The sequence below is a fragment of the Aeromonas sp. SrichE-2G genome (assembly GCF_017939565.1).
GTDB lineage: Bacteria > Pseudomonadota > Gammaproteobacteria > Enterobacterales > Aeromonadaceae > Aeromonas > Aeromonas taiwanensis.
In genome coordinates this window covers 97,239-122,215 of the sequence record NZ_JAGKRG010000003.1, presented here as the reverse complement: position 1 = coordinate 122,215, position 24,977 = coordinate 97,239, and the positions used below count along the sequence as shown (strand labels likewise).

General features: G+C 63.8%; 25 protein-coding genes. 15 read left to right on the top strand and 10 right to left on the bottom strand.

Going from position 1 to position 24,977, the window contains the following annotated elements; genetic code table 11:
- The first annotated feature begins 95 nt into the window (after positions 1-95).
- Positions 96-869, top strand: coding sequence for an SDR family oxidoreductase (locus J9885_RS01600; RefSeq protein ID WP_210547937.1), 774 nt, complete (start codon positions 96-98; stop codon positions 867-869).
- A gap of 54 nt (positions 870-923) precedes the next feature.
- On the opposite strand, the gene glnE is transcribed toward J9885_RS01600, so the two are convergent.
- The 3 genes from glnE to J9885_RS01585 form a co-directional block, all read right to left on the bottom strand.
- Positions 924-3,806 carry a bifunctional [glutamate--ammonia ligase]-adenylyl-L-tyrosine phosphorylase/[glutamate--ammonia-ligase] adenylyltransferase gene (gene glnE / locus J9885_RS01595; protein ID WP_210547877.1) on the bottom strand — a complete coding sequence of 961 codons (2,883 nt, stop codon included), beginning with the start codon at positions 3,804-3,806 and terminating at the stop codon, positions 924-926.
- Positions 3,807-3,926: 120 nt separating this feature from the next.
- Positions 3,927-4,367: a GNAT family N-acetyltransferase gene (locus J9885_RS01590; RefSeq protein WP_210547876.1), complete on the bottom strand. Its 441-nt coding sequence runs from the start codon at positions 4,365-4,367 to the stop codon at positions 3,927-3,929.
- A gap of 79 nt (positions 4,368-4,446) precedes the next feature.
- Positions 4,447-5,697 (bottom strand): methyl-accepting chemotaxis protein, encoded by a 1,251-nt coding sequence (locus J9885_RS01585; protein WP_134694624.1) that lies wholly within the window; start codon positions 5,695-5,697, stop codon positions 4,447-4,449.
- 31 nt (positions 5,698-5,728) lie between these two features.
- Here J9885_RS01585 and J9885_RS01580 point away from each other — a divergent pair, with 31 nt between their 5' ends.
- From J9885_RS01580 to J9885_RS01540, 9 genes are all read left to right on the top strand, one after another.
- Positions 5,729-6,550 carry a potassium channel family protein gene (locus J9885_RS01580; RefSeq protein ID WP_210547875.1) on the top strand — a complete coding sequence of 274 codons (822 nt, stop codon included), beginning with the start codon at positions 5,729-5,731 and terminating at the stop codon, positions 6,548-6,550.
- A gap of 153 nt (positions 6,551-6,703) precedes the next feature.
- Positions 6,704-7,309: a TIGR04211 family SH3 domain-containing protein gene (locus J9885_RS01575; protein ID WP_043763221.1), complete on the top strand. Its 606-nt coding sequence runs from the start codon at positions 6,704-6,706 to the stop codon at positions 7,307-7,309.
- A 155-nt stretch (positions 7,310-7,464) separates the two neighbouring features.
- A complete protein-coding gene (gene nudC, locus J9885_RS01570) occupies positions 7,465-8,244 on the top strand; it encodes an NAD(+) diphosphatase (protein WP_210547874.1) in 780 nt (259 codons plus the stop codon).
- A 155-nt stretch (positions 8,245-8,399) separates the two neighbouring features.
- Positions 8,400-9,467, top strand: a complete 1,068-nt coding sequence (gene hemE, locus J9885_RS01565) for a uroporphyrinogen decarboxylase (protein ID WP_210547873.1) — start codon at positions 8,400-8,402, stop codon at positions 9,465-9,467.
- 175 nt (positions 9,468-9,642) lie between these two features.
- Positions 9,643-10,572: an ROK family protein gene (locus J9885_RS01560; RefSeq protein WP_210547872.1), complete on the top strand. Its 930-nt coding sequence runs from the start codon at positions 9,643-9,645 to the stop codon at positions 10,570-10,572.
- 49 nt (positions 10,573-10,621) lie between these two features.
- Complete coding sequence (gene epd / locus J9885_RS01555; protein WP_210547871.1) at positions 10,622-11,632, top strand: erythrose-4-phosphate dehydrogenase; 1,011 nt, start codon at positions 10,622-10,624, stop codon at positions 11,630-11,632.
- A gap of 63 nt (positions 11,633-11,695) precedes the next feature.
- Complete coding sequence (locus tag J9885_RS01550; protein WP_042016220.1) at positions 11,696-12,859, top strand: phosphoglycerate kinase; 1,164 nt, start codon at positions 11,696-11,698, stop codon at positions 12,857-12,859.
- Between the two features lie 115 nt (positions 12,860-12,974).
- A complete protein-coding gene (gene fbaA / locus J9885_RS01545) occupies positions 12,975-14,054 on the top strand; it encodes a class II fructose-bisphosphate aldolase (RefSeq protein WP_005309342.1) in 1,080 nt (359 codons plus the stop codon).
- 206 nt (positions 14,055-14,260) lie between these two features.
- Complete coding sequence (locus tag J9885_RS01540; protein ID WP_210547870.1) at positions 14,261-15,562, top strand: FAD-binding oxidoreductase; 1,302 nt, start codon at positions 14,261-14,263, stop codon at positions 15,560-15,562.
- A 19-nt stretch (positions 15,563-15,581) separates the two neighbouring features.
- Here the strand turns inward: J9885_RS01540 and J9885_RS01535 are convergent, their stop codons facing one another.
- From J9885_RS01535 to cutA, 4 genes are all read right to left on the bottom strand, one after another.
- A complete protein-coding gene (locus J9885_RS01535; protein ID WP_210547869.1) occupies positions 15,582-16,007 on the bottom strand; it encodes a hypothetical protein in 426 nt (141 codons plus the stop codon).
- Between the two features lie 78 nt (positions 16,008-16,085).
- Positions 16,086-16,619: a GNAT family N-acetyltransferase gene (locus tag J9885_RS01530; protein ID WP_210547868.1), complete on the bottom strand. Its 534-nt coding sequence runs from the start codon at positions 16,617-16,619 to the stop codon at positions 16,086-16,088.
- Positions 16,609-18,390 (bottom strand): protein-disulfide reductase DsbD, encoded by a 1,782-nt coding sequence (locus J9885_RS01525; protein ID WP_210547867.1) that lies wholly within the window; start codon positions 18,388-18,390, stop codon positions 16,609-16,611. The genes J9885_RS01530 and J9885_RS01525 overlap by 11 nt, the downstream gene beginning before the upstream one ends.
- Positions 18,387-18,704: a divalent-cation tolerance protein CutA gene (gene cutA / locus J9885_RS01520; RefSeq protein WP_210547866.1), complete on the bottom strand. Its 318-nt coding sequence runs from the start codon at positions 18,702-18,704 to the stop codon at positions 18,387-18,389. Before cutA ends, J9885_RS01525 begins: the two co-directional genes overlap by 4 nt.
- Before the next feature lie 183 nt (positions 18,705-18,887).
- On the opposite strand from cutA, the gene J9885_RS01515 reads away from it, so the two are divergent.
- Positions 18,888-19,229, top strand: coding sequence for a hypothetical protein (locus J9885_RS01515; protein WP_043763247.1), 342 nt, complete (start codon positions 18,888-18,890; stop codon positions 19,227-19,229).
- A gap of 83 nt (positions 19,230-19,312) precedes the next feature.
- Here the strand turns inward: J9885_RS01515 and J9885_RS01510 are convergent, their stop codons facing one another.
- Positions 19,313-19,747: a PACE efflux transporter gene (locus tag J9885_RS01510; protein ID WP_210547865.1), complete on the bottom strand. Its 435-nt coding sequence runs from the start codon at positions 19,745-19,747 to the stop codon at positions 19,313-19,315.
- A gap of 125 nt (positions 19,748-19,872) precedes the next feature.
- On the opposite strand from J9885_RS01510, the gene J9885_RS01505 reads away from it, so the two are divergent.
- Positions 19,873-20,772 (top strand): LysR family transcriptional regulator, encoded by a 900-nt coding sequence (locus J9885_RS01505; RefSeq protein WP_210547864.1) that lies wholly within the window; start codon positions 19,873-19,875, stop codon positions 20,770-20,772.
- Here the strand turns inward: J9885_RS01505 and ygfZ are convergent.
- A complete protein-coding gene (gene ygfZ, locus J9885_RS01500) occupies positions 20,762-21,673 on the bottom strand; it encodes a tRNA-modifying protein YgfZ (protein WP_210547863.1) in 912 nt (303 codons plus the stop codon). The genes J9885_RS01505 and ygfZ overlap by 11 nt on opposite strands.
- A gap of 113 nt (positions 21,674-21,786) precedes the next feature.
- On the opposite strand from ygfZ, the gene J9885_RS01495 reads away from it, so the two are divergent.
- Together J9885_RS01495 and J9885_RS01490 are read left to right on the top strand one after the other, a co-directional pair.
- Positions 21,787-22,056: a succinate dehydrogenase assembly factor 2 gene (locus J9885_RS01495; protein WP_043763255.1), complete on the top strand. Its 270-nt coding sequence runs from the start codon at positions 21,787-21,789 to the stop codon at positions 22,054-22,056.
- 68 nt (positions 22,057-22,124) lie between these two features.
- Positions 22,125-22,502 carry a protein YgfX gene (locus tag J9885_RS01490; RefSeq protein WP_210547936.1) on the top strand — a complete coding sequence of 126 codons (378 nt, stop codon included), beginning with the start codon at positions 22,125-22,127 and terminating at the stop codon, positions 22,500-22,502.
- A 101-nt stretch (positions 22,503-22,603) separates the two neighbouring features.
- On the opposite strand, the gene nadB is transcribed toward J9885_RS01490, so the two are convergent.
- The gene (gene nadB, locus J9885_RS01485) at positions 22,604-24,211 is read right to left on the bottom strand and encodes an L-aspartate oxidase (RefSeq protein WP_210547862.1); all 1,608 of its coding nucleotides are present in this window, start codon (positions 24,209-24,211) and stop codon (positions 22,604-22,606) included.
- A 182-nt stretch (positions 24,212-24,393) separates the two neighbouring features.
- Here nadB and rpoE point away from each other — a divergent pair, with 182 nt between their 5' ends.
- Positions 24,394-24,975 (top strand): RNA polymerase sigma factor RpoE, encoded by a 582-nt coding sequence (gene rpoE, locus J9885_RS01480; RefSeq protein ID WP_043763259.1) that lies wholly within the window; start codon positions 24,394-24,396, stop codon positions 24,973-24,975.
- The last annotated feature ends 2 nt before the right edge of the window (positions 24,976-24,977 follow it).

The following is a 24,977-nucleotide window of genomic DNA, read 5'->3' as shown; positions in this document are numbered from 1 at the left end:
CTCCTCTGTATTGCCACAAGAGCCCGCCCAGTGCGGGCTCTTTGTTGTGGAACATGGCGCCATGGCGTCAGGTTTGCCCAGGCACATGGGATACTATCCGGGGCAGTCATCATAAGCGGGAACCAGGAGGGTTCACGAACAAACGGGTGCTGATCACCGGTGGCAGCCGGGGCATAGGGGCCGCCACCGCCCGCCATCTGGCGGCGCAGGGGTACCATCTCTGTCTCAACTATCGTCAGGACAGGGCGGCGGCCGAGGCGCTGGTGGCCGAGATCCGGGCGGGGTATCCGGTCGAGTGTATCGCGGTGCAGGCGGATGTCGGCGAGGAGGCCGAGGTGGTGCGCCTGTTCGAGGAGATGGACGCCCGGCTCGGGCCCGTCACCCACCTGGTGAACAACGCCGGCAGGCTGCAGCCGCAGATGCGGGTGCTGGAGATGGGCGCCGAGCGCATCAACAAAACCCTGATCACCAATGTCACCGGCTGTTTTCTCTGCTGCCGGGAGGCGGTACGGCGCATGACGGACGGCGGGGCCATCGTCAACGTCTCTTCCGCTGCGGCGCGCCTGGGCTCCCCCGGGGAGTACGTGGACTACGCCGCCGCCAAGGGGGCCGTCGACGTGCTGACCAGGGGACTGTCGCTGGAAGTGGCGGCCCAGGGGATCCGGGTCAACGGGGTGCGCCCCGGTTTTATCTACACCGAGATGCACGCCGATGGCGGCGAGCCCGGCCGGGTTGACCGGGTGAAGGGGCAGATCCCGTTGCAACGGGGCGGAGAACCCTATGAGGTGGCGGCGGCTATCGCCTGGCTGCTGTCTGACGAGGCTTCTTACGTCACCGGCACCTTTATCGACGTGGCCGGCGGGCGCTAGAGAAACAGTTCCCTTTCCTTTCAATGACAAGGGGCGCCATGGCGCCCCTTTCGTTTATTCCCCCAGCAACTGCTGCCAGACTGCCTGCACATGGCCCCGCTCGCGCGGCAGCTGGTCGTCTCCCACCTTGCGGGAGACCTCCGAGAGGTTGAGGCGATGGCCGAGGTTGCGGATCTCCAGATAGGCGTGCTTGAGCCCCTCCGCCTGCTCCAGGGTCAGCACCCCCGCCAGCACGCACTCGTCGAAGATGCGCACGTTATCGGACCAGCGGGTGAGGGCATCCGGCTCGCCGCAGGCATGGGCCAGCACCAGGTACTGGGCGATGAACTCGATGTCCACCATGCCGCCGGGGGACTGCTTGAGATCGAACTCCCCTTCGCCAGCTTTGAGCAGGTGATCCCGCATCTTCTGGCGCATCTCGCGCACCTCCCGGGCCAGGGTCGGCAGATCCCGCTCCTTGGCCAGCACGTCGCGGCGGATGCGGGCAAAGTCGGCGATGACCGCCTCGTCCCCGTAGATGGGGCGCGCCCGCACCAGGGCCTGATGCTCCCAGGTCCAGGCCTCGTTTTGCTGGTACTGCTCGTAGGCCGACAGGGACGAGACCAGGAGCCCCGAATCGCCGGAGGGGCGCAGCCGCATGTCGATTTCGTAGAGGATCCCGGACGGGGTGCGGGTGCTGAACAGGTGCAGGATCCGCTGGGCCAGGCGCAGGTAGAACTGGCGGCTGTCGATGGGCTTGCGCCCATCGGTGACCCCGTTGGGATCGCCGCCGTGCAGGAAGACGAGGTCGAGATCCGAGCCGTAGCCGAGCTCGATGCCGCCGAGCTTGCCATAGGCCACCACCGCAAAGCCGCGCTGGCCGCTCGTTGCCACCTCGGGGGGAACGCCGTAGCGCTCGCTCATCTGGGCCCAGGCCTGGTTGACCACCTCTTCGGTGATCGCCTCCGCCAGCCAGGTGAGGTGGTCGCTCACCTTCATCAGCGGCAGGGCGCCGGCGATGTCGGCGGCGACGATGCGCAAGAGCTGCACCTGCTTGAACTGGCGCAGCGCCTCCATCTGCTGCTCCACATCCTCCTCGGGGATGCGCAGCAGGAACTGGCGCAACTGGGGCTTGTACTGATCCAGCGGGGTGGGGTGGTAGAGGTGCTGGGGATCCAGCAGCTCGTCCAGCAAGATGGGGTAGCGGGCGAGCTGCTCACTCACCAGGTTGCTCTCGTCACACAATAGCACCAGCTGGCGCAGGGCGGCGGGGTTTTCCGCCAGCAGTTGCAGGTAGGCGCTGCGGGTGAAGATGCGGGTCAGCAGGGTGCAGACCCGCTCGAACAGACGGGCGGGCTCGCGGCTCGCCACCACCAGGCGCAGCAGTTCCGGCATCAGCCAGTCCAGGGCGATCCGCCCCTGGGGGCCCACCTGACGGCGCTTGTACTCCTCCTTGAAGCGCAGCAGGGCACCGCAGAGCGGAACGGGCTCGGCCACCCCCTGCGCGGTCAGCAGTTGCGCCAGTTCGGCGGCGTCGAGCTCGGTGCGCCAGAGATCGAGCCAGAGCTGCTCCAGATGGGCGGGGGCCTCTTTTTCCTCCCCCACCACGGCGACAAACTCCCGGTGGACGGCGGCCATCTCCTCGTCCAGGTGGGCCATGAAGGCGGCCCAGTCATCGAAGCCGAGGGACGCGATCAGCCGCTGACGATCCCGCTCCTCGGTGGGCAGGGTCTGGGTCTGCTGATCGCCTATCTCCTGCAGGATATTCTCGACCCGGCGCAGGAAACGGTAGGCCGCCAGCAGGCGGGCACTGCGCTCGGTGTCGAGGTCGCCGCTCTGGGTGATGGCGCCGAGTGCCTCGGGCAGGTGGCGCACCCGCAGGGCGGGCTCGCGGCCGCCGCGGATGAGCTGCAGCGCCTGGGCGATGAACTCCACCTCGCGAATGCCGCCCGCCCCCAGCTTGATGTTGCCCTCCAGCCCCTTGCGCCGTACCTCGGCGGCGATCATCGCCTTCATCTGGCGCAGACCGTCGATGACCCCGAAGTCGATGTAGCGGCGAAATACGAAGGGGCGCAGCAGTTCGGTGAGGGCCTGGGCATGCTCGCACTGGGGCCCCAGCACCCGGGCCTTGACCATGGCGTAGCGCTCCCAGTTGCGGCCGTGGTGCTGGTAGTAATCCTCCATGGCGGCGAAGGAGATGGCGAGCGGCCCGGCGTCGCCGAAGGGGCGCAGCCGCATGTCGACCCGGAACACCTGGCCGTCGACCGTGCTCTGGTGCAGGGCGTTGATGAGGCGCTGCCCCAGCTTGATGAAGAACTGCTGGTTCGCAAGCTCCCGCCGCCCCCCGACCGTGTAGCCGTTCTCGGGGAAGGTGAAGATGAGGTCGATGTCCGATGAGAAGTTGAGCTCGCCGCCGCCGAGCTTGCCCATGCCGAGGATGAGCAGAGGCTGGGGGTTGCCGTCGCCATCCACCGGGGTGCCGAGCTCGTTGCACTGTCTGGCGTAGAGCCAGTCGCGGGCACCGCAGATCAGGGCATCTGCCAGCCTGGTGAGATGGATAAAGCTCTCTTCCACGTCCGCATGACCCAGCAGCTCGCGCCAGGCGATCACCAGCATGCGACTGCGCCTGAACTGGCGCAGGTGGCGCTTGAGCGCCTCTTCATCCGCCACCCCGGCGAGCAGGGCTGCCAGATCCGGCTCGTAGGCGGGCCAGCGCTCGGGTTGATCCAGATCGCCGGAGGCGAGCAACGGTCCCAGCAACTCGGGCTGCTTGATAAGGGAATCGGCAACGAAGTCGGAGAGGGCGAGCAGGGTCATCAGGGTCTGTCTGGTCGCCTCCGGCAGCTCCCCATAGTCGGGGGCCAGGTCGAGCAGTCGCTGCCAGTGACGTTGGGCCTGCTCCTGCAGCAAGGGGGAAAGGGCGGAGAAAGAGGGAGAGTGCTGGGCCACGATTGCCATCCTTGTGGTTGACGGTCTGCAGAGTGAATAAAAAGCCGGTTGCCAATCTAGCACTCCCGGGCACCGGCGTCACAGCACGGGTGTCCGGGAGGTGATCCGGATTCGAGATCCGGGTCGGGATCAGGGGCGCAGGTAGATCTCGGGGTCGTAGATCTCCATCAGGCTGGCGGGGCTGCGGGGCGGCACGAAGCCTAAGCCGGCATAGAGGCCATGGGCATCCGAGGTGGCGAGGGAGAGGCGGCGCAGCCCCTGCAGCTCGGGATGGGCCAGGATGGCCGCCACCAGGGCCTTGCTGTATCCCTGGCCGCGATGTTCGGGCAGCACGAAGACGTCGGCGAGATAGCCGAAAGTGGCCTTGTCGGTGATGACCCGGGCGAAGGCCACCTGCTGGCCGTCGAGGTAGCCGCCGAAGCAGAGGGAATGGTTGATGGCCCTCTGCACCGTAGAGAGGGGGATGCCGAGGCACCAGTAAGCCTCTTTGCTGAGGAAATTGTGAATGAGGGGGACGTCGAGGCGTCCCTTGTCGTCGCTGATGTCCAGCCCGGGTTCTGTGCGCTGCATCCTGGCTCCTTGCCGTGGCATGAAAATGAGAAAGGCCCCTTGCGGGGCCTTCCAGTCTAATCGGATTGCCAGGTGAAAGTCAGGCCAGCTTGAAAGCCTGGATATGCTCGTCCAGGGTCTGGCTGTGGCGCTCCACCAGTTCGGAAGCATCCTTGAGCTCGCGCAGCACCACCACTGAGCCTTCCACCACCTGCTTGACCTGCTCCAGGTTGGCGTTCATCTCCTCGGCGACCGAGCTCTGCTGCTCGGAGGCGGCGGCGATCTGGCGGTTCATGTCGGCCACCCCCTGGACGCGCTGGACTATGGTGGCGAGCTGATCCCCGGCCTGGGTCACCTGCTCCACCCCCTTGTCCGCCTGCTGCACACTTTCGGCCATCAGGCCGACGGCCTGGCGGGCGTTGCCCTGCAGCTGCTCGATCATCTTCTGGATCTCGACGGTGGCGGCCTGGGCGCGGTTCGCGAGTTCGCGCACCTCGGAGGCCACCACGGCGAAGCCGCGGCCCGCCTCGCCGGCGCGGGCGGCCTCGATGGCGGCGTTCAGGGCCAGCAGGTTGGTCTGCTCGGAGATGCTGCGGATGGTGTCCACCACGGAGCCGATGCGATCGACCCCGTGCTCCACCTCGTTGACCACGGTGGAGGAGCGCTGGATGTTGCCGGAGAGGGTATCGATGGTGTTGACGGTGGCGGCGACGCAGCGGCTCCCCTCCTCGGCCAGGGCGCTGGCGTCGGCGGTGGCGTGGGAGGCCTGCTCCGCGTGGGCGGCTACCTCGCGAATGGCGCCCACCATCTGGCTCATGGCGCTGGCGAGCTGTTCAATCTGGGTGAACTCCTCGTTGATCGCCTCGTTCGCCTCCTCCATGCAGAGGGTCACCTGAGAGGCGATGTCGTTGAGCTCCTTGCAGGCGACGCGCTGGGTGCCGAACACCTCCTTGAGGTTCTCCTGGGAGTGGGCGACCGCCTTGGCGATGTCGCCGAATTCGTCCCGGGACTTGAGCAGCACGCTGTGGCTGAGATCCTTGCGGGCGAAGCGCTCAAGCAGCCCCACCAGGTAGTGCACCTGCTTGACCATGAGACGGGAGCCGGTGAGCAGCAGCACCACGAAGATGACCCCCATCAGGGCCGTCTCCATCAGGCCGGTCCAGAGCAGGCGATCGGCGATGGCGTTGGCCATGGTGGCGTCTATGCCCTCGCTGAGCAGGGTGGCCTCCAGATTGCTCGCATCGAACCAGAGTTTGGCCAGCAACAGCAGGGTGCTGAACACCATGAGCAGCACCACCTTGGGCACCAGCCGGATGTTGCTCATATGCCGTTCCAGCGAGTTCAACTGCATAATCTCTCTCCTTTCAACGTCCATTTTTCCTTTGTCGTCATGGCTATCGGCATTATCTTCCCTTTTATTAATTGGAACCGTGTTCAAAGTTGGAAAATGTATGCGACATCACTTAACGCATTTGCGTACCATGGATCTGCTGATGGCCTTCCTGTCGGTCATCTCCGTCGGCCTGGTGGCAGCCCGCTGGCTGGGGCACGGTGAGCTGAGCCCGCAGACCCTGCAACTCTTCTATGACGTCGACAGTCTGATCTGCTACTTCTTCCTGGCCCATTTCGCCTACGGCTGGGTGCGGGCCACCAACAAGATGGCCTTCCTCAAATCGAACTGGTTTTATCTGCCGGGCAGCCTGCCCATGGTGGAGCCCCTGCGATGGGCGCGGCTCATCCAGCTGTGGCGGGTCTACCAGCTGCTGCGGGATCGGCCGGATCTGCTCGGCATGTTCCGTCGGGAACGCAACGAGACGACCCTCTCCGGCATCCTCTTCCTGTTCTTCCTGTTGCTGGGGGTGGGTTCGGGTGTCATGTACTGGCTCGAGACCGGCCAGCCCGGCAGCCAGATCCAGACCCCCTACGATGCGTTCTGGTGGACACTCGTGACCCTCTCCACCGTGGGTTACGGGGACCTGGTCCCCAAGACCGAGGAGGGGCGCTTCGTGGCCAGCCTGCTGATCCTGTTCGGGGTGGGGTTGTTCGGCGCCCTCAGCGGTTTCATGGCCAGCCTGTTCGTGCATCCCGGCAAGACCAACGACGACACCGCCATGTGGCGACGCCAGCAGAGCGAACAGCAGGCCCAGCTGCTGGCGGAGCTGAAGGCCCTGCGGGCCGAGGTGAAGGCGCTGCAACAGAAGTAGCCTGCGGCGTCTGGAATGGTCGCGTGGCTGACGGGCGATGCTGCGAGCGGGCTCTCACTCGGGGGGATGGCGTTTTTCTTTGCTTGTCCTTTGACCCGCTGGCGGCTTAACATTCGGCCTGCAACCTCATCCAACGAAGAGAATCGACCGACCATGCGCGCCCTTCTCGGGATCCTCATCTGTCTGTGTGCCCAACAGGCACTGGCCGATACCCGTTATGTCTCAGACAACATCTTTACCTATATCCACAACGGTCCTGGCACCCAGTACCGGATCCTCGGCAGCGTCAAGGCCGGCGAGCCGCTGGAGGTCAAGGCGGTGAACCAGGAGGCCGGCTTCACCCAGGTGGTGGACGGTCGTGGCCGTGAAGGCTGGATCAAGAACAGCGAGCTGCAGGGGGATATCAGCCTGCGCGAGCGCCTGCCCCAGATCGAGAAGGAGCTGGAGGAGGCCAAGGCCAGGTTGCTGAACCTCAACGGTGACAACGAGCGCCGTTTCGCCGAGAAGGATGGCAAGATCGCCGAACAGAGCCAGGAGATTACCAACCTGAAGGCTCAGCTGGCCAGCCAGAGCGAGGAGATGGGCAACCTGAAAGAGCAGAACGACGCCCTGACCCAGAGCTACGACAACCGGGAGCACGACATGCAGATGGACTGGTTCATCCGTGGTGGTGCCATGGTGGGTGGCGGCATCCTGCTCGGTATCCTGTTGCCGATGCTGCCCCGTCGCCGCAAGAGCAGCGAGCGCTGGATGAACTGATCGCCCCGGCGGTCACAACGAAAAGGGTCGCCAATGGCGGCCTTTTTTCATGAACCCGGCTCGACCATGTCGGGGGTCGCCATGGCGCCTCATCGGTGTAAGATGGGCTCACTTGTCCGTGCCTGGCACGTCTTCTCAACAAGAGCTCTCATCTTATGTCATCGACCGAACAGGCCTGCTGGTTCGTGCTGGGGGGCGATCACCTCGTCCTGCTGGATGAACAGGGGCGCATTCCACAGGGCCCCAAGGCCTGCCTGCCAGCCCAGCTTCACGCCACTGCATTCGAACATTTCGACCAGTGGGGCGATCTGCCCTGCTACCTGCTGGATCTGGGGGAGGGCGCCGACACCGTGGCCACGTCGCCCCTGCGCCAGCTGATGGTGGCGGGGGATGAAGAGGGCTTTCGCCTCGCCGGCCGCGCCTGGCAGCTCGCCACCTTCCGTCGCACCCATCGCTTCTGCGGCGAGTGCGGGGCCCCCATGACCCCGAAGGCGGGGGAGTGGGCGCAAGGGTGCCGCCATGGCCACCTGGTCTATCCGCGCATCTCCCCCTGCATCATAGTCGCGGTGCGCAAGGGGCCGGCCATCCTGCTGGCCGCCCATCGCCGTCACTATCAGGCCGAGGATCCCATGTATACCGTGCTGGCCGGCTTCGTGGAGGCGGGGGAAAACCTGGAGCAGTGCGTGGTGCGGGAGGTGTTCGAGGAGAGCGGCATCCGGGTGCACAACGTGCGTTACGTGGCGAGCCAGCCCTGGCCCTTCCCCCACAGCCTGATGATGGGCTTCACCGCCGACTACGAGAGCGGCGAGATCCGCGTGCAGGACGAGGAGCTGGTGGCCGCAGGCTTCTTCGAGGCCGATGCGCTGCCGCGGTTGCCCCCCCACGGCACCATAGCGCGCCGGCTTATCGAGCAGTGTCTCGCTGACGTGGGCTGACGGCCCCTGGTCCTGCAGGAAAAGCGGGGCGCTTGTTTGCGCCCCCTCACATCTTTGCACTCAGACAGCCCCACGGTGCGTTTGGGCCGCCCTCAGCCTTGCACAAAGTGGTATCATGTCCGCCATTTTATGCGTGAGATGAGTCAGGAACTGGGATGAAAGAGCTGAAGAACGATCGATACCTGCGCGCCCTGCTGCGCCAGGATGTGGACATGACCCCGGTGTGGATGATGCGTCAGGCTGGCCGCTACCTGCCGGAATACAAGGCGACCCGTGCCGTCGCGGGGGACTTCATGTCCCTGTGCCGCAACGCCGAGCTGGCCTGTGAAGTCACCCTGCAGCCCCTGCGCCGCTACCCGCTCGATGCCGCCATTCTCTTCTCCGACATCCTCACCGTGCCCGATGCCATGGGCCTGGGCCTCTACTTCGAGCACGGGGAAGGCCCGCGCTTCGAGCGCCCCATCCAGTCCATGGCCGACGTGCAGGCCCTGCCTGTGCCGGATCCGGAAGACGAGCTCGGCTACGTGATGAACGCGGTGCGCACCATCCGCCGCGAGCTCAAGGGGGAAGTGCCGCTCATCGGTTTCTCAGGCAGTCCCTGGACCCTGGCCACCTACATGGTGGAGGGGGGCAGCTCCAAGGCGTTCACCAAGATCAAGCAGATGATGTACGCCGAGCCCATGACCCTGCACCTGCTGCTCGACAAGCTGGCGGACAGCGTCATCGCCTATCTCAACGCCCAGATCAAGGCGGGTGCCCAGGCCGTCATGGTGTTCGACACCTGGGGCGGCGTGCTCACCCCGCGTGACTACCGCGACTTCTCCCTGCAGTACATGCACAAGATCGTCGACGGACTCATCCGCGAGCATGACGGTCGCCGCGTGCCGGTCACCCTGTTCACCAAGAACGGCGGCCAGTGGCTCGAACAGATCGCCGCCACCGGCTGCGACGCCCTGGGTCTGGACTGGACCACCGACATCGCGGACGCCAAGCGCCGGGTCGGCGACAAGGTGGCGCTGCAGGGCAACATGGATCCTTCCATGCTCTACGCCGCCCCCGAGCGTATCCGGGAGGAGGTCGCCTCCATCCTGGCCGGGTTCGGTCATGGCAACGGTCACGTCTTCAACCTGGGTCACGGCATCCATCAGGATGTGAACCCGGAGCACGCCGGCGTCTTCGTCAATGCGGTGCACGAGCTGTCGGTGCAGTATCACGGTCGCTGAGCGCGGCTAACAGTGCAATGAACGGGGCCTTCGGGCCCCGTTTCGTTGCTGGCGGGGCTGCATCCCGGCCATCGCTCGGGTTACACTGCACCACCATGGAACACCGTCACGGACGGGCTGGGCGAGCGCGCCTGCCCACCGGATGATGGCGTCGCTGAACAGGGCAGGAGGCAGGATGGGCAAGAGTGCGTGGGATTGGGGCATCGACCTTGGCGGGACCAAGTGCGAGTGTGTGGTGCTGGACGGCGACGAGGTGTTGCTGCGCCATCGCATCCCGACCGAACGTGCCGGCGGTTATGACCACATCATCGGCCAGATTGCCAGACTGGTGGACGAGTGCGCCGCACGGCTCGGCCAGCGCCCTGCCGTCATCGGCATGGGGACGCCGGGGGCGCGGGATCCGCAAACCGGCCTGATGAAGAACTGCAACACCACCGAGCTCAACGGCAAGCCGCTCAAGGAAGATCTGGAGCGCCGGCTCGGCGTGCCCGTGCTCATCGCCAACGACGCCAACTGCTTCGCGCTGGCGGAAACCCACCTCGGTGCGGTGCGCCAGCACCACCCTGATGCGAAAGTGGTATTCGGCATCATCATGGGCACCGGGGTGGGGGCCGGCATCGTCATCAACGGCCAGATCCTCAACGGCCACCACGGCATCGCCGGGGAGTGGGGCCACAATGTGCTCTCACCGGACGGTCCCGAGTGCTACTGCGGCAAGCGCGGTTGTGTCGAGACCATGATCAGCGGCCCGGCCCTGGAGGCCTGGTACGAGGCCAAGGCCAAGCACCGCCTCTCACTCGCCCAGATTGCGGCAGCCACGGCCCACGATCACGTCGCCAGGCTCACCATAGACAGGCTGCACCTGCTGTTCGGCCAGGCGCTCGCGAACGTGGTCAACATCCTCGACCCGGACGTCATCGTCATCGGCGGTGGGGTGGGCAATGTGCAGAGCCTCTACAGCGCCGGCCGCCAGACCGTGCTGCCATTTCTCTTCAATCCCCGTTTCGCCACCCCCCTCATCGCGCCTGCGCTGGGGGACAGTGCCGGGGTGTTCGGGGCCGCGCTGCTGGCACGCGGCGTCTTCCGGGAAGCGCTGCTCTCGTGAGCCGCCCATCCGTTCATCCCTCAGTCGCAGGTAAGGATACAGAACTTTCATGATCAAGATTGCCATCAACGGGTACGGCCGCATCGGCCGCAACGTGCTGCGGGCCCTCTACGAGAGCGGACGCGACAAACAGATCAAGATAGTCGCCATCAACGAGCTGGCGGCGCCGGAGGCCATGGTGCACCTCACCCGCTTCGACACCAGTCACGGTCGCTTCCGCTACCCGGTGCAACTGGCAGGCAACAGCATGCTGGTGGGGGAGGACCTCATCGCCCTGTTTGCCGAGAAGGATCCGTCCAGGCTGCCCTGGCGGGCGCTGGGGGTGGACGTGGTGCTGGATTGCACCGGCGTGTTCGGTTCGCGGGCCGATGCAGAGCTACATCTGGGAGCGGGGGCGGGCAAGGTGCTCTTTTCCCATCCGGCGGATGCGGACGTGGACGCCACCATCGTCTACGGGGTCAATCATCAGGTGCTGACGGGACGGGAGCGGATCGTCTCGAACGCCTCCTGTACCACCAACTGCGTGGTCCCCGTCATAGAAACATTGCATCGAGAATTCGAAATAAATTGTGGTACTATTACGACAATTCATTCGGCCATGCATGACCAGCAAGTCATCGATGCCTATCACGGCGACTTGCGTCGAACCCGGGCCGCCAGCCAGTCCATCATCCCGGTGGATACCAAGCTGGCCAAGGGGTTGGAGCGGATTCTGCCGCACTTTGCCGGCAAGTTCGAGGCGATCGCGGTGCGGGTACCTACCATCAATGTAACCGCCATGGATCTGAGCATTACTGTTCGTAAAAAAGTGACAGTTAGTGACGTAAATCAAGCCCTGCAACGGGCATCCAGAGGTACATTACACGGTATTCTGGACTACACGGAAGAGCCACTGGTCTCCGTAGACTTTAATCATGATGCACACTCCTGCATCATTGATGGTACCCAGACCCGGGTCAGCGATGCCAACCTCGTCAAGATGTTGATGTGGTGCGATAACGAATGGGGCTTCGCCAACCGGATGCTGGATACCACCCGGGCCATGATGGCCGCAGGCTGAGAGCCTGCACGGGTGCAAGGTTACTGTTTTTTTAACATTACCTGAAAATATAGAGGACTGAATATGTCTGTTATCAAGATGACCGACCTGGATCTGGCGGGCAAACGCGTTCTGATCCGTGCTGACCTGAACGTGCCGGTAAAAGACGGCAAGGTCACTTCCGATGCACGTATCGTCGCCACCCTGCCGACCATCAAGCTGGCTCTGGAAAAGGGCGCCAAGCTGATGATCACCTCCCACCTGGGTCGTCCGACCGAGGGTGAATACAACGAAGAATTCTCCCTGGCTCCGGTTGTCAACTATCTGAAAGACGCACTGTCCTGCCCGGTTCGTCTGGCCAAGGATTACCTGGACGGCGTAGACGTCGCCGCCGGTGAGCTGGTCGTGCTGGAAAACTGCCGCTTCAACAAGGGCGAGAAGAAGAACACCGAAGAGCTGGCCAAAAAATACGCCGCCCTGTGTGACGTCTTTGTAATGGATGCGTTCGGTACCGCTCACCGCGCCGAAGGCTCCACCTACGGTGTGGCCCAGTTCGCACCGGTTGCCTGTGCTGGCCCCCTGCTGGCTGGTGAACTGGAAGCCCTGGGCAAGGCCATGCTGAAGCCCGAGCGCCCCATGGTTGCCATCGTTGGCGGCTCCAAGGTCTCCACCAAGCTGACCGTACTGGAATCCCTCTCCAAGATCGCTGACCAGCTGGTGGTCGGTGGTGGCATAGCCAACACCTTCATCGCCGCTGCCGGTCACAACGTCGGCAAGTCCCTGTGCGAGCACGACCTGATCGACACCGCCAAGAAGCTGGCTGCCGAAACCAATATCCCGGTGACCACCGACGTGGTCGTGGGTGCCGAGTTCTCCGAATCCACCCCGGCCACCATCAAGTCCGTGTCCGACGTGACCGACGGTGACATGATCTTCGACATCGGTCCGGATTCCGCCAAGGCCCTGGCCGACATCATCATGAACGCCAAGACCATCCTGTGGAACGGCCCGGTCGGCGTGTTCGAGTTCGACCAGTTCGCCAAGGGTACCGAAGTGATCGCGCGCGCCATTGCCGAGTCCCCGGCCTTCTCCATCGCTGGCGGTGGTGACACCCTGGCCGCCATCGACAAGTTCGGCATCGCCGACAAGGTCTCCTACATCTCCACCGGCGGCGGCGCCTTCCTGGAGTTCGTAGAAGGCAAGGTACTGCCGGCCGTCGCGATTCTCGAAGAGCGCGCCAAGGCCTAATTGACCCGGGACGGGGGGCAAAAGCCTCCCGTTTCGTTTATCATGTGGCCGCTGTGCCGGTTCATGATGAACCCCCCACTTTTTATTAACGGCATACGAGACAGGACGATTAAACATGTCTAAGAAAATTTTCGACTTCGTAAAACCCGGCGTGATCACTGGTGATGACGTTCAGAAAGTGTTCGCCATCGCCAAGGAAAACGGCTTCGCTCTGCCGGCCGTCAACTGCGTCGGTACCGACTCCGTCAACGCCGTGCTGGAAGCTGCCGCCAAGGTGAAAGCCCCGGTTATCGTGCAGTTCTCCAACGGTGGTGCTGCATTCACCGCCGGTAAGGGTCTGAAGCTGGAAGGCCAGCAAGCTGCCATTATCGGTGCCATCTCCGGTGCCAAGCACGTGCACGCCGTTGCCGAAGCTTACGGTGTACCGGTCATCCTGCACACCGACCACGCCGCCAAGAAGCTGCTGCCGTGGATCGACGGTCTGCTGGAAGCGGGCGAGAAGCACTTCGCTGAAACCGGCAAGCCGCTGTTCTCCTCCCACATGCTGGATCTGTCCGAAGAGTCTCTGGAAGAGAACATCGACATCTGCTGCGAGTACCTGACCCGCATGGCCAAGATGAACATGACTCTGGAACTGGAACTGGGTTGCACCGGCGGCGAAGAAGACGGCGTCGACAACAGCCACATGGATCAGTCCGCTCTGTACACCCAGCCGGAAGACGTGGCCTACGCCTACGAGCGTCTGTCCAAGATCAGCCCGCGCTTCACCATCGCTGCCTCCTTCGGCAACGTGCACGGTGTCTACAAGCCGGGTAACGTCAAGCTGACCCCGTCCATCCTGGACGCTTCCCAGAAGTACGTTTCCGAGAAGTTCGGCATCCCGGCCAAGTCTCTGGACTTCGTATTCCACGGCGGTTCCGGTTCCACTCTGGAAGAGATCCGCGAGTCCATCTCCTACGGCGTAGTGAAGATGAACATCGACACCGACACCCAGTGGGCGACCTGGGAAGGCATCCTGGACTTCTACAAGACCAACGAAGCCTACCTGCAAGGCCAGCTGGGCAACCCGGAAGGCGCCGACAAGCCGAACAAGAAGTTCTACGATCCGCGCGTATGGCTGCGTGCCGGTCAGACTTCCATGATCAAGCGTCTGGAGCAGGCTTTCTCCGACCTGAACGCCATCAACGTACTGTAATTCGTTACAGCACCTTGATTGCATGAAAAGGCGCCCTGCGGGGCGCCTTTTGCATTGATGACGCGGTCGTTACGGACAGGTGCCCTTTGGGGCACCTTTTGCATTTCTGTGATCCTGACAGGCTGGATCGCTACCCTGGGGCTGGGTATTATCGATGACATCCGTTTAATTTAGTAAACGAATGCAACCAGGGCAGGATGCTGAACATGCAGGGAAAGCACAACACACATCAGGAGCACGTGGCCTCCTACTACGCCGCGACCCGCAACGACCATCGGCAGTGGCCCGAGCTCAGCGGTGAGCTGGAGGCCGACGTCTGCATCATCGGCGGGGGTTTCACCGGCCTCAATACCGCCATCAACCTGGCTGACGCTGGTTACAAGGTGGTGCTGCTGGAGGCGAACCGCATCGGCTGGGGGGCCTCAGGGCGCAACGGCGGCCAGCTCATTCGCGGTATCGGTCACGACACTAGCCAGTTTGCCCGCTGGATTGGTGAAGAAGGCGTGCGCGAGCTGGATCTGATGGGGCTGGCGGCGGTGCAGCTGGTGCGCGAGCGGGTCGAGCGCTTCAACATCGCGTGCGATCTCACCTGGGGGTACTGCGATCTCGCCACCAAGGCGCGTCACCTGAAGGGGTTCGAGGAGGATGCAGAGCATCTGGCGAGCCTCGGCTACCGGCACGAGATCAGGATGGTTCCCAGAGAGGAGATCCGCACCGTGGTGGGGTCGGATCGCTACATCGGCGGCATGGTCGACATGGGCTCCGGTCATCTGCATCCCCTCAATCTGGCGCTCGGCGAGGCGCGCGCAGCCCAGAGTCTGGGCGTCTCCCTGTTCGAACACTCCAGAGTCACCCACATCGACTACGGCAAGCGGGTCGAGGTGACCACGGCTCACGGCCGGGTGAGCAGCGACTATCTGGTGATCGGCTGCAACGCCTATCTCAACGACCTCAACCCCGAGCTTGGCGGCAGGGTGTTGCCGGCAGGCTCCTACATCCTCGCCACCCAGGTGCTGGAGAAACGGCTGCGTCAGCGCCTGTTGCCGCAGAACATGGCTGTGTGCGATCAGAACGTGGCGCTGGATTACTATCGCCTGTCGGCGGATGGCCGTTTGCTGTTTGGCGGGGCCTGCAACTATTCCGGCCGAGACCCTCGCGATATCAAGGCCTTCATGCTGCCCAAGCTGCTGCGGGTCTTCCCCGAGCTCGCGGGCACCGCCATCGAGTTCCAGTGGGGAGGGATGATAGGCATAGGCGCCAACCGCTTGCCGCAAATCGGCCGCCTCAAGCAGCATCCCAATGTCTTCTACGCCCAGGCTTATTCGGGGCATGGGGTCAATGCCACCCACATGGCGGGCAAGCTGGTGGCGGAAGCGATCCGCGGCGAGAGCCGGGGCTTCGATCTCTTCGCCGGTGTGCCCCATATCACCTTCCCGGGCGGCCCGGCGCTGCGCTCACCGCTGCTGGCGCTCGGGATGCTCTGGCACAGGATGAAGGATCTGCTCTAGGCCGGAGGGAGGCAGGGGATTATCCCTGCTGCGCAGGTTCGGGTTCCGCCAATCGCCAGCCCTGCTCGGTCTTCATCATCCAGACCTGGCTCTCCTGGGGCAGCACCTGCCCCGCTTCGAAGTCGCCGTACTTGCGCTCCAGCTCCATCAGCCCCATCTCCTGCTGGAAGGGGCCGACCCTGTCGTAGACGAGATCTTCGTCGTGCAGGACCTGCAACTGATCCAGCCCCTGCTTGAAGTGGAGCCGGTAGCTCACCTTGACCAGATAGATCCCCTCCATCCGCTCCTCCTTGCCGAGGATGGTGAAGTCGCTGATGTCGAACAGGCTGGCGTCGGTGGCCGCCTGCAACTTCGCGGTCACCTGGCTCTGGATGGCCTCTTCACCGGGACCCGAGTTGCAGCCATAGAGCCAGAGGGCCAACAGGGGGATGAACCACTTTTTCATCAAAACTCCGGACGAACGAGACGGGAAAGGGCAAATTCTGCCATGGTGCCGGTCATATACAAGGGATGGCCGGAAAAATCAGTCAGCAAGGGATGAGATGGCGAGGGCTTGCGCAGGAGGCGCGGGGCCTATGCTGCATTCCAGCACGATCGCCTCGGCCCGATAACCGGCGAGATCGCGGCGATAACACTCGGTAAACCCTCTGCGAAGCCAAAAAGATAATGCAGATTCATTGCTGGCAATCACCGACAAGCGAAGCCGGGTGGCTCCCCATGAGCGGGCCAGCGTGCAGGCGTGGAGATAGAGCGCCTGACCCCGGCCGGCCCCTTGCCAGGGTTCTCCCACCAGCAACAGGCCCAGATAGGCGGTGGTCGGGTCGGGGTAAGCGCGCAGCAGATCGAGCACGGCGGTGAGCTCTCCCTCCTCCCAGCGCCCGATCACATGCTTGGCAGAGAGCGGCAGATCGGGCGGGCATTCAGTGAGTGCCTCTTGCGCCGCTTGCGCGCAGAGAGGCTCATGACTGATGGCCGCCTGATAGGCAGGGGCCAGTTCGAACAGGCGCTGCAAGGCCGGGGTATCGGCAGCCCGGAGGTGACGCAGTTCAGTTGGCATCGATCACCCTGTCGAGATGTCCCGCGAACTCCTCGGGGCCCATAAAGCCGGTCACTCGCTGGCCGCTGATTTCATTGCCTGCGCTGTCGAAGAAGATCAGGGTCGGCAGACCCAGCACGTTGAGACCGTTGAGCAGCTCGACGTCGGCGTCGTCATTGGCGGTGACGTCCGCCTGCAGCAGCACCATGTCATCGAAGCGTGCCCGTACATCCGGGTCGCTGAAGGTCTTGTGCTCGAACTCCTTGCAGGCCACGCACCAGTCGGCGTAGAGGTCGAGCAGCACCGGCTTGCCGTGGGCGGCAGCGAGCCGGGTCTTGAGATCCTCCAGGGTCTTGATGCGGATGAAAGCAGGCGCCCGGTTCTCGGCGCTGGCCTGGACGCCGGGGGAGGGATGCAGCAGATCCTTGCCCATGAGCACCAGGCTCATCATGGCCAGCAACAAGGCGAAGCCGCCTAGGCTCTTGCCGACCGAATGGGTGCGGTGCTGGTTGTGGTGATAGAGGTAGGCGCACAGGGCCAGCGCCCAGCCGAGCCAGGCCAGGGAGGTGGTCTGCTCGCTCCAGAGCCTGGAGAGCAGCAGGATGGGCACCGCCAGCAGTGCAAAACCAAAGAGTTGCTTGATCACATCCATCCAGGCACCGGCCCTGGGCAGCAGCTTGCCCCCCGAGGTGCCGAGCAGCAGCAGCGGCAGTCCCATCCCCAGCGACAGGGCGTAGAGGGCCGCACCGCCGAGCCAGAGGTCGCCACTCTGGGCCACGTAGATGAGGGCGCCGGAGAGCGGTGCCGTGGTGCAGGGGGAGCAGACCAGCCCCGAAATCATGCCCATGACCGCGACCCCGGCCACCGAGCCGCCCTGCTGGCGGTTGGAGAGGCCGGAGAGCCGGGTTTGCAGGCCGCTCGGTAGCTGCAGGGTGTAGAGCCCGAACATGGAGAGGGCCAGCAGCACGAACATGACGGAGAGCCCGATCAGCACATAGGGGTGCTGTAGCGCCGCCTGGAATTGCAGGCCGGCCGAGGCCACCACCAGGCCGAGCAGGGTGTAGGTGAGCGCCATCCCCTGCACATAGACGAAGGAGAGCAGGAAGGCGCGCCGGGTGGAGAGGTGCTGCCCCGCGCCCGCGATGATCCCGGTCAGGATGGGATACATGGGGAAGACACAGGGGGTAAAGGCGAGCCCGAGGCCGAGTGCGAAGAAGGCGGCGACGCTGAGCCAGAATCCCTGGCTACCGAGGGCGGCGGCCAGCCTGTCTTGCTGGCTGGACGAGGTGGAAGCGGTGGCCGGTGCCGCAGCATCGGGCTTGGGCGCCAGCGGCTGCACCTGGACGACCTTGGTGGTCGGCGGGTAGCAGAGGCCCTCGGTGCAGCCCTGATAGCTCAGGGTGAGGCTGGCCCCCTGGCCGGCCTGGGTCAGGGTGACGGGGATCGACAGCTCCTGATAGTAGACCCGGCTCTTGCCGAAGAAGTCATCCTCGTGCTCGGTGCCCGGAGGCAGGACGGGCTCGTCGAAGGCGAGATTCTCTCCCTTGACGCGTATGCTGTGGCGATAGAGGTAATAGTCGTCGGCGATGCGCAGGGTGAGAGTGATCCGGTCGCCCTGCTGCTCGCTCTCGAGGACGAAGGCCTCGTCCACTTTCAAAAACTTGGGCTGGGTTTGGGTCTCGATGCCGAGGCTGCTCAGCAGATCCTGGCCGCTCGTCTGGGCGTAAACCGGCAGGGTGCAAAACAGGCTCAGCAGGAGCAGCAGAGGGAAAAACAGGGGAAGGGGTCTCATGATGTCTCCTCTTTCAACCAGTCGAGGTAGGGTTGATGACCCTGGTTTGCCGGGAGCGCCAGGATCTCCGGGACCTCGTAGGGGTGATGGGTGAGGATGCACTGGCGCAGGGGCTCGAACAGGCTGGCCCGACTCTTGATGATGAGCTGGATTTCCCGCGCCCGCTCGGTTTTTCCCTGCCAGCGATAGACGGAGGTGAGCCCGGGCAGTTGATTGATGCAGGCGGCGAGGCGCTGACTGAGCAGCTGCTCGCAGAGGAGGTCGGCACTGGCCTCGTCGGGGCAGGTGCAGAGCACCAGGATGGCGTCGGTCATGGGATGGACGGTCTCGGCAACGTGGGGCGTACTGGCCCTCTGGATCAGCCGTTACTATACCGGGCCGGGGGGCAAATAGCACCCGGCCTCCCGACCCGGAATAAGTCATGCGTCCGAGATAGACGCTGTGAAAAGGACAGGGCAGAATGAGCGGGCTTGTTCCCACACAACGTAAGGAAATGTATGACCCAACAGAATGAGCAGCAGAGAAACCGCATGTTGAGCCTGTTGCGCGAAGGCGAGCGACGCATGCTGGTGCAACTGGCCGGTCTGCTGCGTACCAGTGTCGACGAGATCAATGCGGAGCTGGAAAAAGAGGAGCTGTTGTCTGCGTTGGAGCAACCGATCACGGTGGAGTATCTCAACGGCGTGGTGCAGCACCATCTGTTCGAGCGTCTGCACAAGGGTGACATGGTCGCGGCCCAGCGCATGCTGAACCAGTATCAGAGCGACCTCGAAGCCATGCTGCAGCAGGAGGGCAAGCAGGACGACACGCCCCCGGAAGAGATCCAGGCCCAGGCCTGATCCCGACGAGGCAATCCTTCCTCCAGCACCATCATGCCTGTCGCATGATGGTGCCTCGTCCTGACCCGCCGTTTATTCGTCATTTACCCCGCTACCTTCTGCTGCACCATCGGGATGGGGAACACCTTGTCATAGCTCCAGTTGTAGACGAAGGCATAGACCAGGTAGAACAGCACGAAGCCCAGATCCAGCACCAGCGCCTCCAGCAGACCGATGTCGAGCCACCAGGACATCACCGGCAGGGCGACGACCAGCAGACCCCCCTCGAACCCCAGCGTGTGCAGTACCCGCTGCCACAGCGCCTTGTGGGTGTGGCCCTGATAGCGCAGCAGCAGCTTGTCCACCCCGATGTTGTAGACATAGTTCCAGACGGTGGCGACTACCGAGAAGAACAGGGCCAGCGGGCCCATGTGGTTCAGACCGACGCCGGTGACCCAGCTGGCCAGCGGGGCGGCGATGAGCAGGCCAATCAATTCGAAGCCGATGGCGTGGCGCAGGCGGTCACGGGTAGTACGCATGATGGTCTCTCTCGTCTGTGAAGATGAACTGCGGCAAATTTATCGCTAAAAACAGATGGGTTCACGTTGGTATCCATCGTTAAAATAGATACATCTATGCAGCCACTGGAGCGCCGGAGCAGACCATGACCTCCTCACTGGAACAATTCAGGGCCTTGCTGGCGACCGCCGAGACAGGATCCTTCTCGGCGGCGGCACGCAGGCTGGGCAAGGCGCAGTCGGTGGTGAGCACCGCCATCGCCAATCTGGAGATCGACCTCGGTCTCGAGCTGTTCGATCGCCGCGGCCGCTACCCTGTGCTGACCGAGGCGGGGGCCCGCATTTGTCAGGAGGCGGGCGTGCTGCTGGCCCAGAGCGAGCGCCTGCAGGCCATCGCCGGCGAGCTGGCCAGCGGCATCGAGTCTCGCCTGACCCTGGCCATCGACGATGACTCCCACCTGCCCTGGCTCGGCTCCCTGCTGGAGGCGTTTGCCAGCCGCTATCCGACGGTGGAGCTGGAGCTGCTGTTCCCGCTGATGGAGGATGTGACCGAGCTGCTCAAGAGCGGCCGGGCCCAGCTCGGTATCAGTTACCAGAAGGCGGAGCCCGAGCGGGAGCTGGTCTCCCGCTCGCTGGGCGCCGTCGCCATGCCGCTGGTGGTCTCCCCGGATCACCCGCTGGCTCGCAAGGTGCCGCTGCGGGAGAGCGACCTGCAGGGGGCGCGCCAGCTGATGGTGACCGGGCGACGGGAGGGAACGGAGCGCCACCGCTTTCGCCTCTCGGCCCAGGTGTGGTGGGTCGAGGGAGATCTCGGCATTCTGGAGCTGGTCAAACTGGGGTTGGGCTGGGCGGCGGTGCCCGAGTTTCTGCTGCACCGGCCGCTGGCACGGGGGGAGCTGGTGGTGCTCAAGCCGGACTTCATCGCCCAGGCCGAGCTGGAGCTGGAGTTGCAGTGGTATCGCGCCCGCCCGCTGGGGCAGGCGGGGCGCTGGCTGAAGGAGGCTCTGCTGGCGCGGGTGCCTCCCCAGGGAGAACTTACTCGGTGAGCTCGTAGGGCAGGGGTTGCAGGGCCAGGCTGGAACCCTCCTCCTGCTTGAGGCGGAAGCGGGCGTCGGCTTCGGTGTCCTTGGGCAGCACGGCGGTGAGCCACACCTGGCCATCCTGCTGCCAGGCGTTGAGCACCAGGCCGCTGCGGCGCCAGTTGTCACCGAGCTGGATCTCCAGGGGGTCGCCGCTGGCGACGGGGCCGCTGGCCTGACCCGCCAGCACGAACAGGGCGCGGTTGTTGGCACCGCGATACTTGGCACGGGCCACTATCTCCTGACCCATGTAGCAACCCTTGGTGAAGCTGATGCCGTCGAGCGCCTGCAGGTTCAGCATCTGGGGAATGTACTCCCCCTGGTGCACCGCCTCCAGATGGGGGATGCCCGCCTTGATCTCCAGCCCCCACCAGAGGGATTCCTGGCCGGCAGGCAGGCTCAGGGCCTGGGGCGCTTCACTGACCAGCAGCCAGCGATCCGCTTCCACCTTGACAGCCATGCCGCCCTCGACAAGGCCGGTTCCGCTCAGAGCGAAGTGCTGGGCGATCCAGGCATCCGTGCCCTGGCCAGCGACGCCGACCACAGTCCCCGTGTACTCGGCGATCTCGACCTTGGCAAACACCGCAAACTTCTTGAGCTCGGGCAGCTGGCGCGCCAGTACCGACGGTTTGGTCAGCATCAGCAGACCGTCATCGAGGCAGAGCAGGCGAAAATCGCTCCACAGCTTGCCCTTGGGATCGCAGTGGCCACCGAGGGTGTTCTGACCCGGCTGCAGTACGTTGACGTCACAGGTGACCTGACCCTGCAGATACTTGGCGCGATCCGGGCCTGTGAGGAGGGTGATGGCCAGATCGGTCAGGGAAAACAGGGTCGGCTCGGCAGGAAGAAGGGGGGTCGGCAGGCTCACGATGGTCGTCCAGAGACAGAAAGTATGTGACCTGCATGGTAAAGACGTAAGGAATGTTTGTCAGCCGGAAAATCCAGCTGCTACCATTCCCGGGTCTTTGTAAGGAGAGTTCCATGTTGACCCCAAGTGAGAAGTCCCGCCTGAAGTGGGCCTGCCGCCGCGGCATGCTCGAGCTGGATGTGATCTTTATGCCTTTCTTTGAACACGAGTTCGACGGCCTGAACGAGGAGCAGCAGCAGACCTTCATCCGCCTGCTGGAGTGCGAGGATCCCGAGCTGTTCCGCTGGTGCATGGGTCACGGCGTGCCGGAAGATCCCGCCTTTGCCACCATGATCCCCCTGATCCTCGAGCGCAACCAGGCCCGTCACGACCGCCTGCGCTGAGCCCGCTCTCCTGACCCACGGCCGGACTCATTCCCATGGCCAGCCCGGTGTCCCCGATGCGGGTAGAGATACCCGTCATTGCCTCCCGCCAGCAGCGCCTGCTGCTGTGCATTCTGTTTCTGTTGCTGCTCTGGCCCACGGCCCGCTTGATCCAGGGCTGGCAATGGGCGCTGTTTTTCCCCTGCTGGTTGCTGGGCCTCTGGTGCGCGTTGCGCCGAAGCCCGGCGGGTGAGCGACTCGTCTGGGATGGAGAGTGGCTGACGTGGCGGGGGGAGCGCCATCGGCTGGATCCCCGCAGCCGCATCCTGCCCGGGGCGCTGTGGCTGAGGCTGCGGCCCGAGAAGCCCGAGAAAGGAGCGGAACGCCAGCTCTGGCTCTTCTCCGATGCGCTCTCTCCCGAGCACTACCGTACCTTGGCTCGCGCCATTCATCTCGCCGTCCGTTAGGGGCGTCTCTCTATCCCTGCCACGTCCGGCCGCCCATAACAGATGACCCCGCCTGGGCGGGGTCATCTGGGGGGCAGGCGCCCGAGTCGAGCACAACGGTCTTATTCCCGATCCGGCGTCAGCACGGTCGGCTTGGAGTCCGGCTGCATGTCCGGATAATCCAGGTTGTAGTGCAGACCGCGCGACTCCTTGCGCTCCAGGGCGCAGTTGACGATGAGCTCGGCCACCTGCAACAGGTTGCGCAGCTCCAGCAGGTTGTTGGAGACCCGGAAGTTGGCGTAGTACTCCTGCACCTCCTGCTTGAGCAGATCGATGCGGCGCTTGGCTCGGGCCAGGCGCTTGTTGGTGCGCACTATGCCCACGTAGTCCCACATCATCAGCCGCAGTTCGTGCCAGTTGTGCTGGATCACCACTTGCTCGTCCGAGTCGTCCACCTGGCTCTCGTCCCAGGCGGGCAGGCTGGGGGGCGCCACGCTGGTGGGCAGCTTGGCCAGGATGTCGGCTCCCGCCTGATGGGCATAGACCACGCATTCGAGCAGGGAGTTGGAGGCCATGCGGTTGGCGCCGTGCAACCCGGTGTAGGTCACCTCGCCGATGGCATAGAGACCGGGAATGTCGGTCTGGCCGTTGTTGTCGATCATCACGCCGCCACAGGTGTAGTGGGCCGCCGGGACGATGGGCATCGCCTCCTTGGTGATGTCGATGCCGACCGCGAGGCAGCGCTCATAAATGGTCGGGAAGTGCTTGATGATGAAATCCGCCGGCTTGTGGCTGATGTCCAGATACATGCAGTCGGCGCCGAGGCGTTTCATCTCGTGGTCGATGGCCCGCGCGACTATGTCCCGCGGCGCCAGCTCGGCCCGCTCGTCGAAGTCCGGCATAAAGCGGCTGCCGTCGGGGCGGCGCAGGTAGGCCCCCTCGCCGCGCAGGGCCTCGGTCAGCAGGAAGTTGGGGTCGTCCGGGTGGAACAGGCTGGTGGGGTGGAACTGGTTGAACTCCAGGTTTGCCACCCGGCAACCGGCGCGCCAGGCCATGGCGATGCCGTCCCCTGAGCTCACGTCCGGATTGGAGGTGTACTGGTAGACCTTTGAGGCGCCGCCGGTGGCCAGTGCCACGAAGCGGGCGCGCACTACCTCGACCTGCTCGGCGTTGCGGTTCCAGACATAGGCCCCCAGCACCTTGTTGCCCGGCAGACCCAGCTTGCGGGTGGTGATGAGATCGACCGCGTTGAAGCGCTCCATCAGGGTGATGTTGGGGTGGGCGCGCACCTGATCGATCAGGGTAAGCTGCACCGCCTTGCCGGTGGCATCGGCCGCGTGGAAGATGCGGCGATGGCTGTGACCCCCTTCCCGGGTGAGGTGGTAGTGGGATTCCCCCTCGGCATCCTCTTCCTGATCGAAGGGGACCCCCTGCTGGATCAGCCACTGGATGGAATCGCGGGCGTTGCGGGCGGTGAACTCCACCACCGCCGGGTCGCACAACCCTGCCCCGGCGTTGAGCGTGTCGCTCACGTGGGATTCGATGCTGTCGGTCTCGTCGAACACGGCAGCGATGCCTCCTTGCGCATAGAGAGTGGCCCCCTCACTGATGGGCCCCTTGCTCAGAACCAGGACTTTGGCCTGGTCTGCCAATCGCAATGCGAGGGACAGACCGGCGGCACCGCTGCCAATGATCAGCACGTCGCAAAGGTATTCAACACTTGCTTTCATAAGTATCATTGGCCTGGATTAAGAACTGGCCCCATGGTAGCCCAAGGGGGGGCAGTGATGCAGCCCGCATCACATTTTTTTCAATGCAAGCGAACTTTCTCTGATTCCTCCTGTCTGAACTTGTGCGCTAAGAAGGGGCCGGAAAAGAAGAACGATAACCTGATGGGGGTTTTACGGCTCTGATGAGCGACCAGAATCTACTGGACGAACAGCTGGTTGAACGGGTCCAGCGTGGCGATAAAAATGCATTCAACCTGTTGGTACGCAAATACCAGCACAAGGTGGTCAACCTGGTGGCCAGGTATGTCAACAATCCGGGCGATGTACCGGATGTGGCGCAAGAGGCTTTCATCAAGGCTTATCGCGCATTGCCGACATTCCGTGGCGAGAGCGCGTTTTACACCTGGTTGTACCGGATCGCCGTCAACACGGCCAAAAATTACCTGACTTCACAGGGGCGCAGACCGCCCAGCAGTGATGTCGAAGCGGACGAGGCTGAATTTTATGGTGGTGGTGAAGCCCTGCAAGAGGTGGCCACCCCGGAAAACCTGGCGCTGACCGACGAGATCAAGCGCACCGTGTTTACCGCCATAGAAGCCCTGCCGGAAGATTTGAGAACAGCGATCACCCTTCGTGAAATGGAAGGGCTGAGCTACGAGGAGATTGCGGAGATCATGGATTGCCCTGTGGGTACGGTGAGATCCCGCATCTTCCGGGCGAGGGAAGCAATAGATAAAAGGTTGCAACCTCTGATCGAGCATTAACT

Bases quoted from the DNA above. Each gene is read 5' to 3' on its own strand.
- epd (WP_210547871.1), top strand. From the start codon at position 10,622: ATGATCAAGATTGCCATCAACGGGTACGGCCGCATCGGCCGCAACGTG.
- J9885_RS01540 (WP_210547870.1), top strand. From the start codon at position 14,261: ATGCAGGGAAAGCACAACACACATCAGGAGCACGTGGCCTCCTACTAC.
- J9885_RS01550 (WP_042016220.1), top strand. From the start codon at position 11,696: ATGTCTGTTATCAAGATGACCGACCTGGATCTGGCGGGCAAACGCGTT.
- J9885_RS01575 (WP_043763221.1), top strand. From the start codon at position 6,704: ATGCGCGCCCTTCTCGGGATCCTCATCTGTCTGTGTGCCCAACAGGCA.
- hemE (WP_210547873.1), top strand. From the start codon at position 8,400: ATGAAAGAGCTGAAGAACGATCGATACCTGCGCGCCCTGCTGCGCCAG.
- J9885_RS01515 (WP_043763247.1), top strand. From the start codon at position 18,888: ATGACCCAACAGAATGAGCAGCAGAGAAACCGCATGTTGAGCCTGTTG.
- glnE (WP_210547877.1), bottom strand. From the start codon at position 3,806: ATGGCAATCGTGGCCCAGCACTCTCCCTCTTTCTCCGCCCTTTCCCCC.
- rpoE (WP_043763259.1), top strand. From the start codon at position 24,394: ATGAGCGACCAGAATCTACTGGACGAACAGCTGGTTGAACGGGTCCAG.
- J9885_RS01510 (WP_210547865.1), bottom strand. From the start codon at position 19,747: ATGCGTACTACCCGTGACCGCCTGCGCCACGCCATCGGCTTCGAATTG.
- J9885_RS01560 (WP_210547872.1), top strand. From the start codon at position 9,643: ATGGGCAAGAGTGCGTGGGATTGGGGCATCGACCTTGGCGGGACCAAG.
- fbaA (WP_005309342.1), top strand. From the start codon at position 12,975: ATGTCTAAGAAAATTTTCGACTTCGTAAAACCCGGCGTGATCACTGGT.
- J9885_RS01590 (WP_210547876.1), bottom strand. From the start codon at position 4,367: ATGCAGCGCACAGAACCCGGGCTGGACATCAGCGACGACAAGGGACGC.
- J9885_RS01525 (WP_210547867.1), bottom strand. From the start codon at position 18,390: ATGAGACCCCTTCCCCTGTTTTTCCCTCTGCTGCTCCTGCTGAGCCTG.
- J9885_RS01505 (WP_210547864.1), top strand. From the start codon at position 19,873: ATGACCTCCTCACTGGAACAATTCAGGGCCTTGCTGGCGACCGCCGAG.
- nadB (WP_210547862.1), bottom strand. From the start codon at position 24,211: ATGAAAGCAAGTGTTGAATACCTTTGCGACGTGCTGATCATTGGCAGC.
- J9885_RS01495 (WP_043763255.1), top strand. From the start codon at position 21,787: ATGTTGACCCCAAGTGAGAAGTCCCGCCTGAAGTGGGCCTGCCGCCGC.
- cutA (WP_210547866.1), bottom strand. From the start codon at position 18,704: ATGACCGACGCCATCCTGGTGCTCTGCACCTGCCCCGACGAGGCCAGT.
- J9885_RS01530 (WP_210547868.1), bottom strand. From the start codon at position 16,619: ATGCCAACTGAACTGCGTCACCTCCGGGCTGCCGATACCCCGGCCTTG.
- J9885_RS01585 (WP_134694624.1), bottom strand. From the start codon at position 5,697: ATGCAGTTGAACTCGCTGGAACGGCATATGAGCAACATCCGGCTGGTG.
- nudC (WP_210547874.1), top strand. From the start codon at position 7,465: ATGTCATCGACCGAACAGGCCTGCTGGTTCGTGCTGGGGGGCGATCAC.
- J9885_RS01535 (WP_210547869.1), bottom strand. From the start codon at position 16,007: ATGAAAAAGTGGTTCATCCCCCTGTTGGCCCTCTGGCTCTATGGCTGC.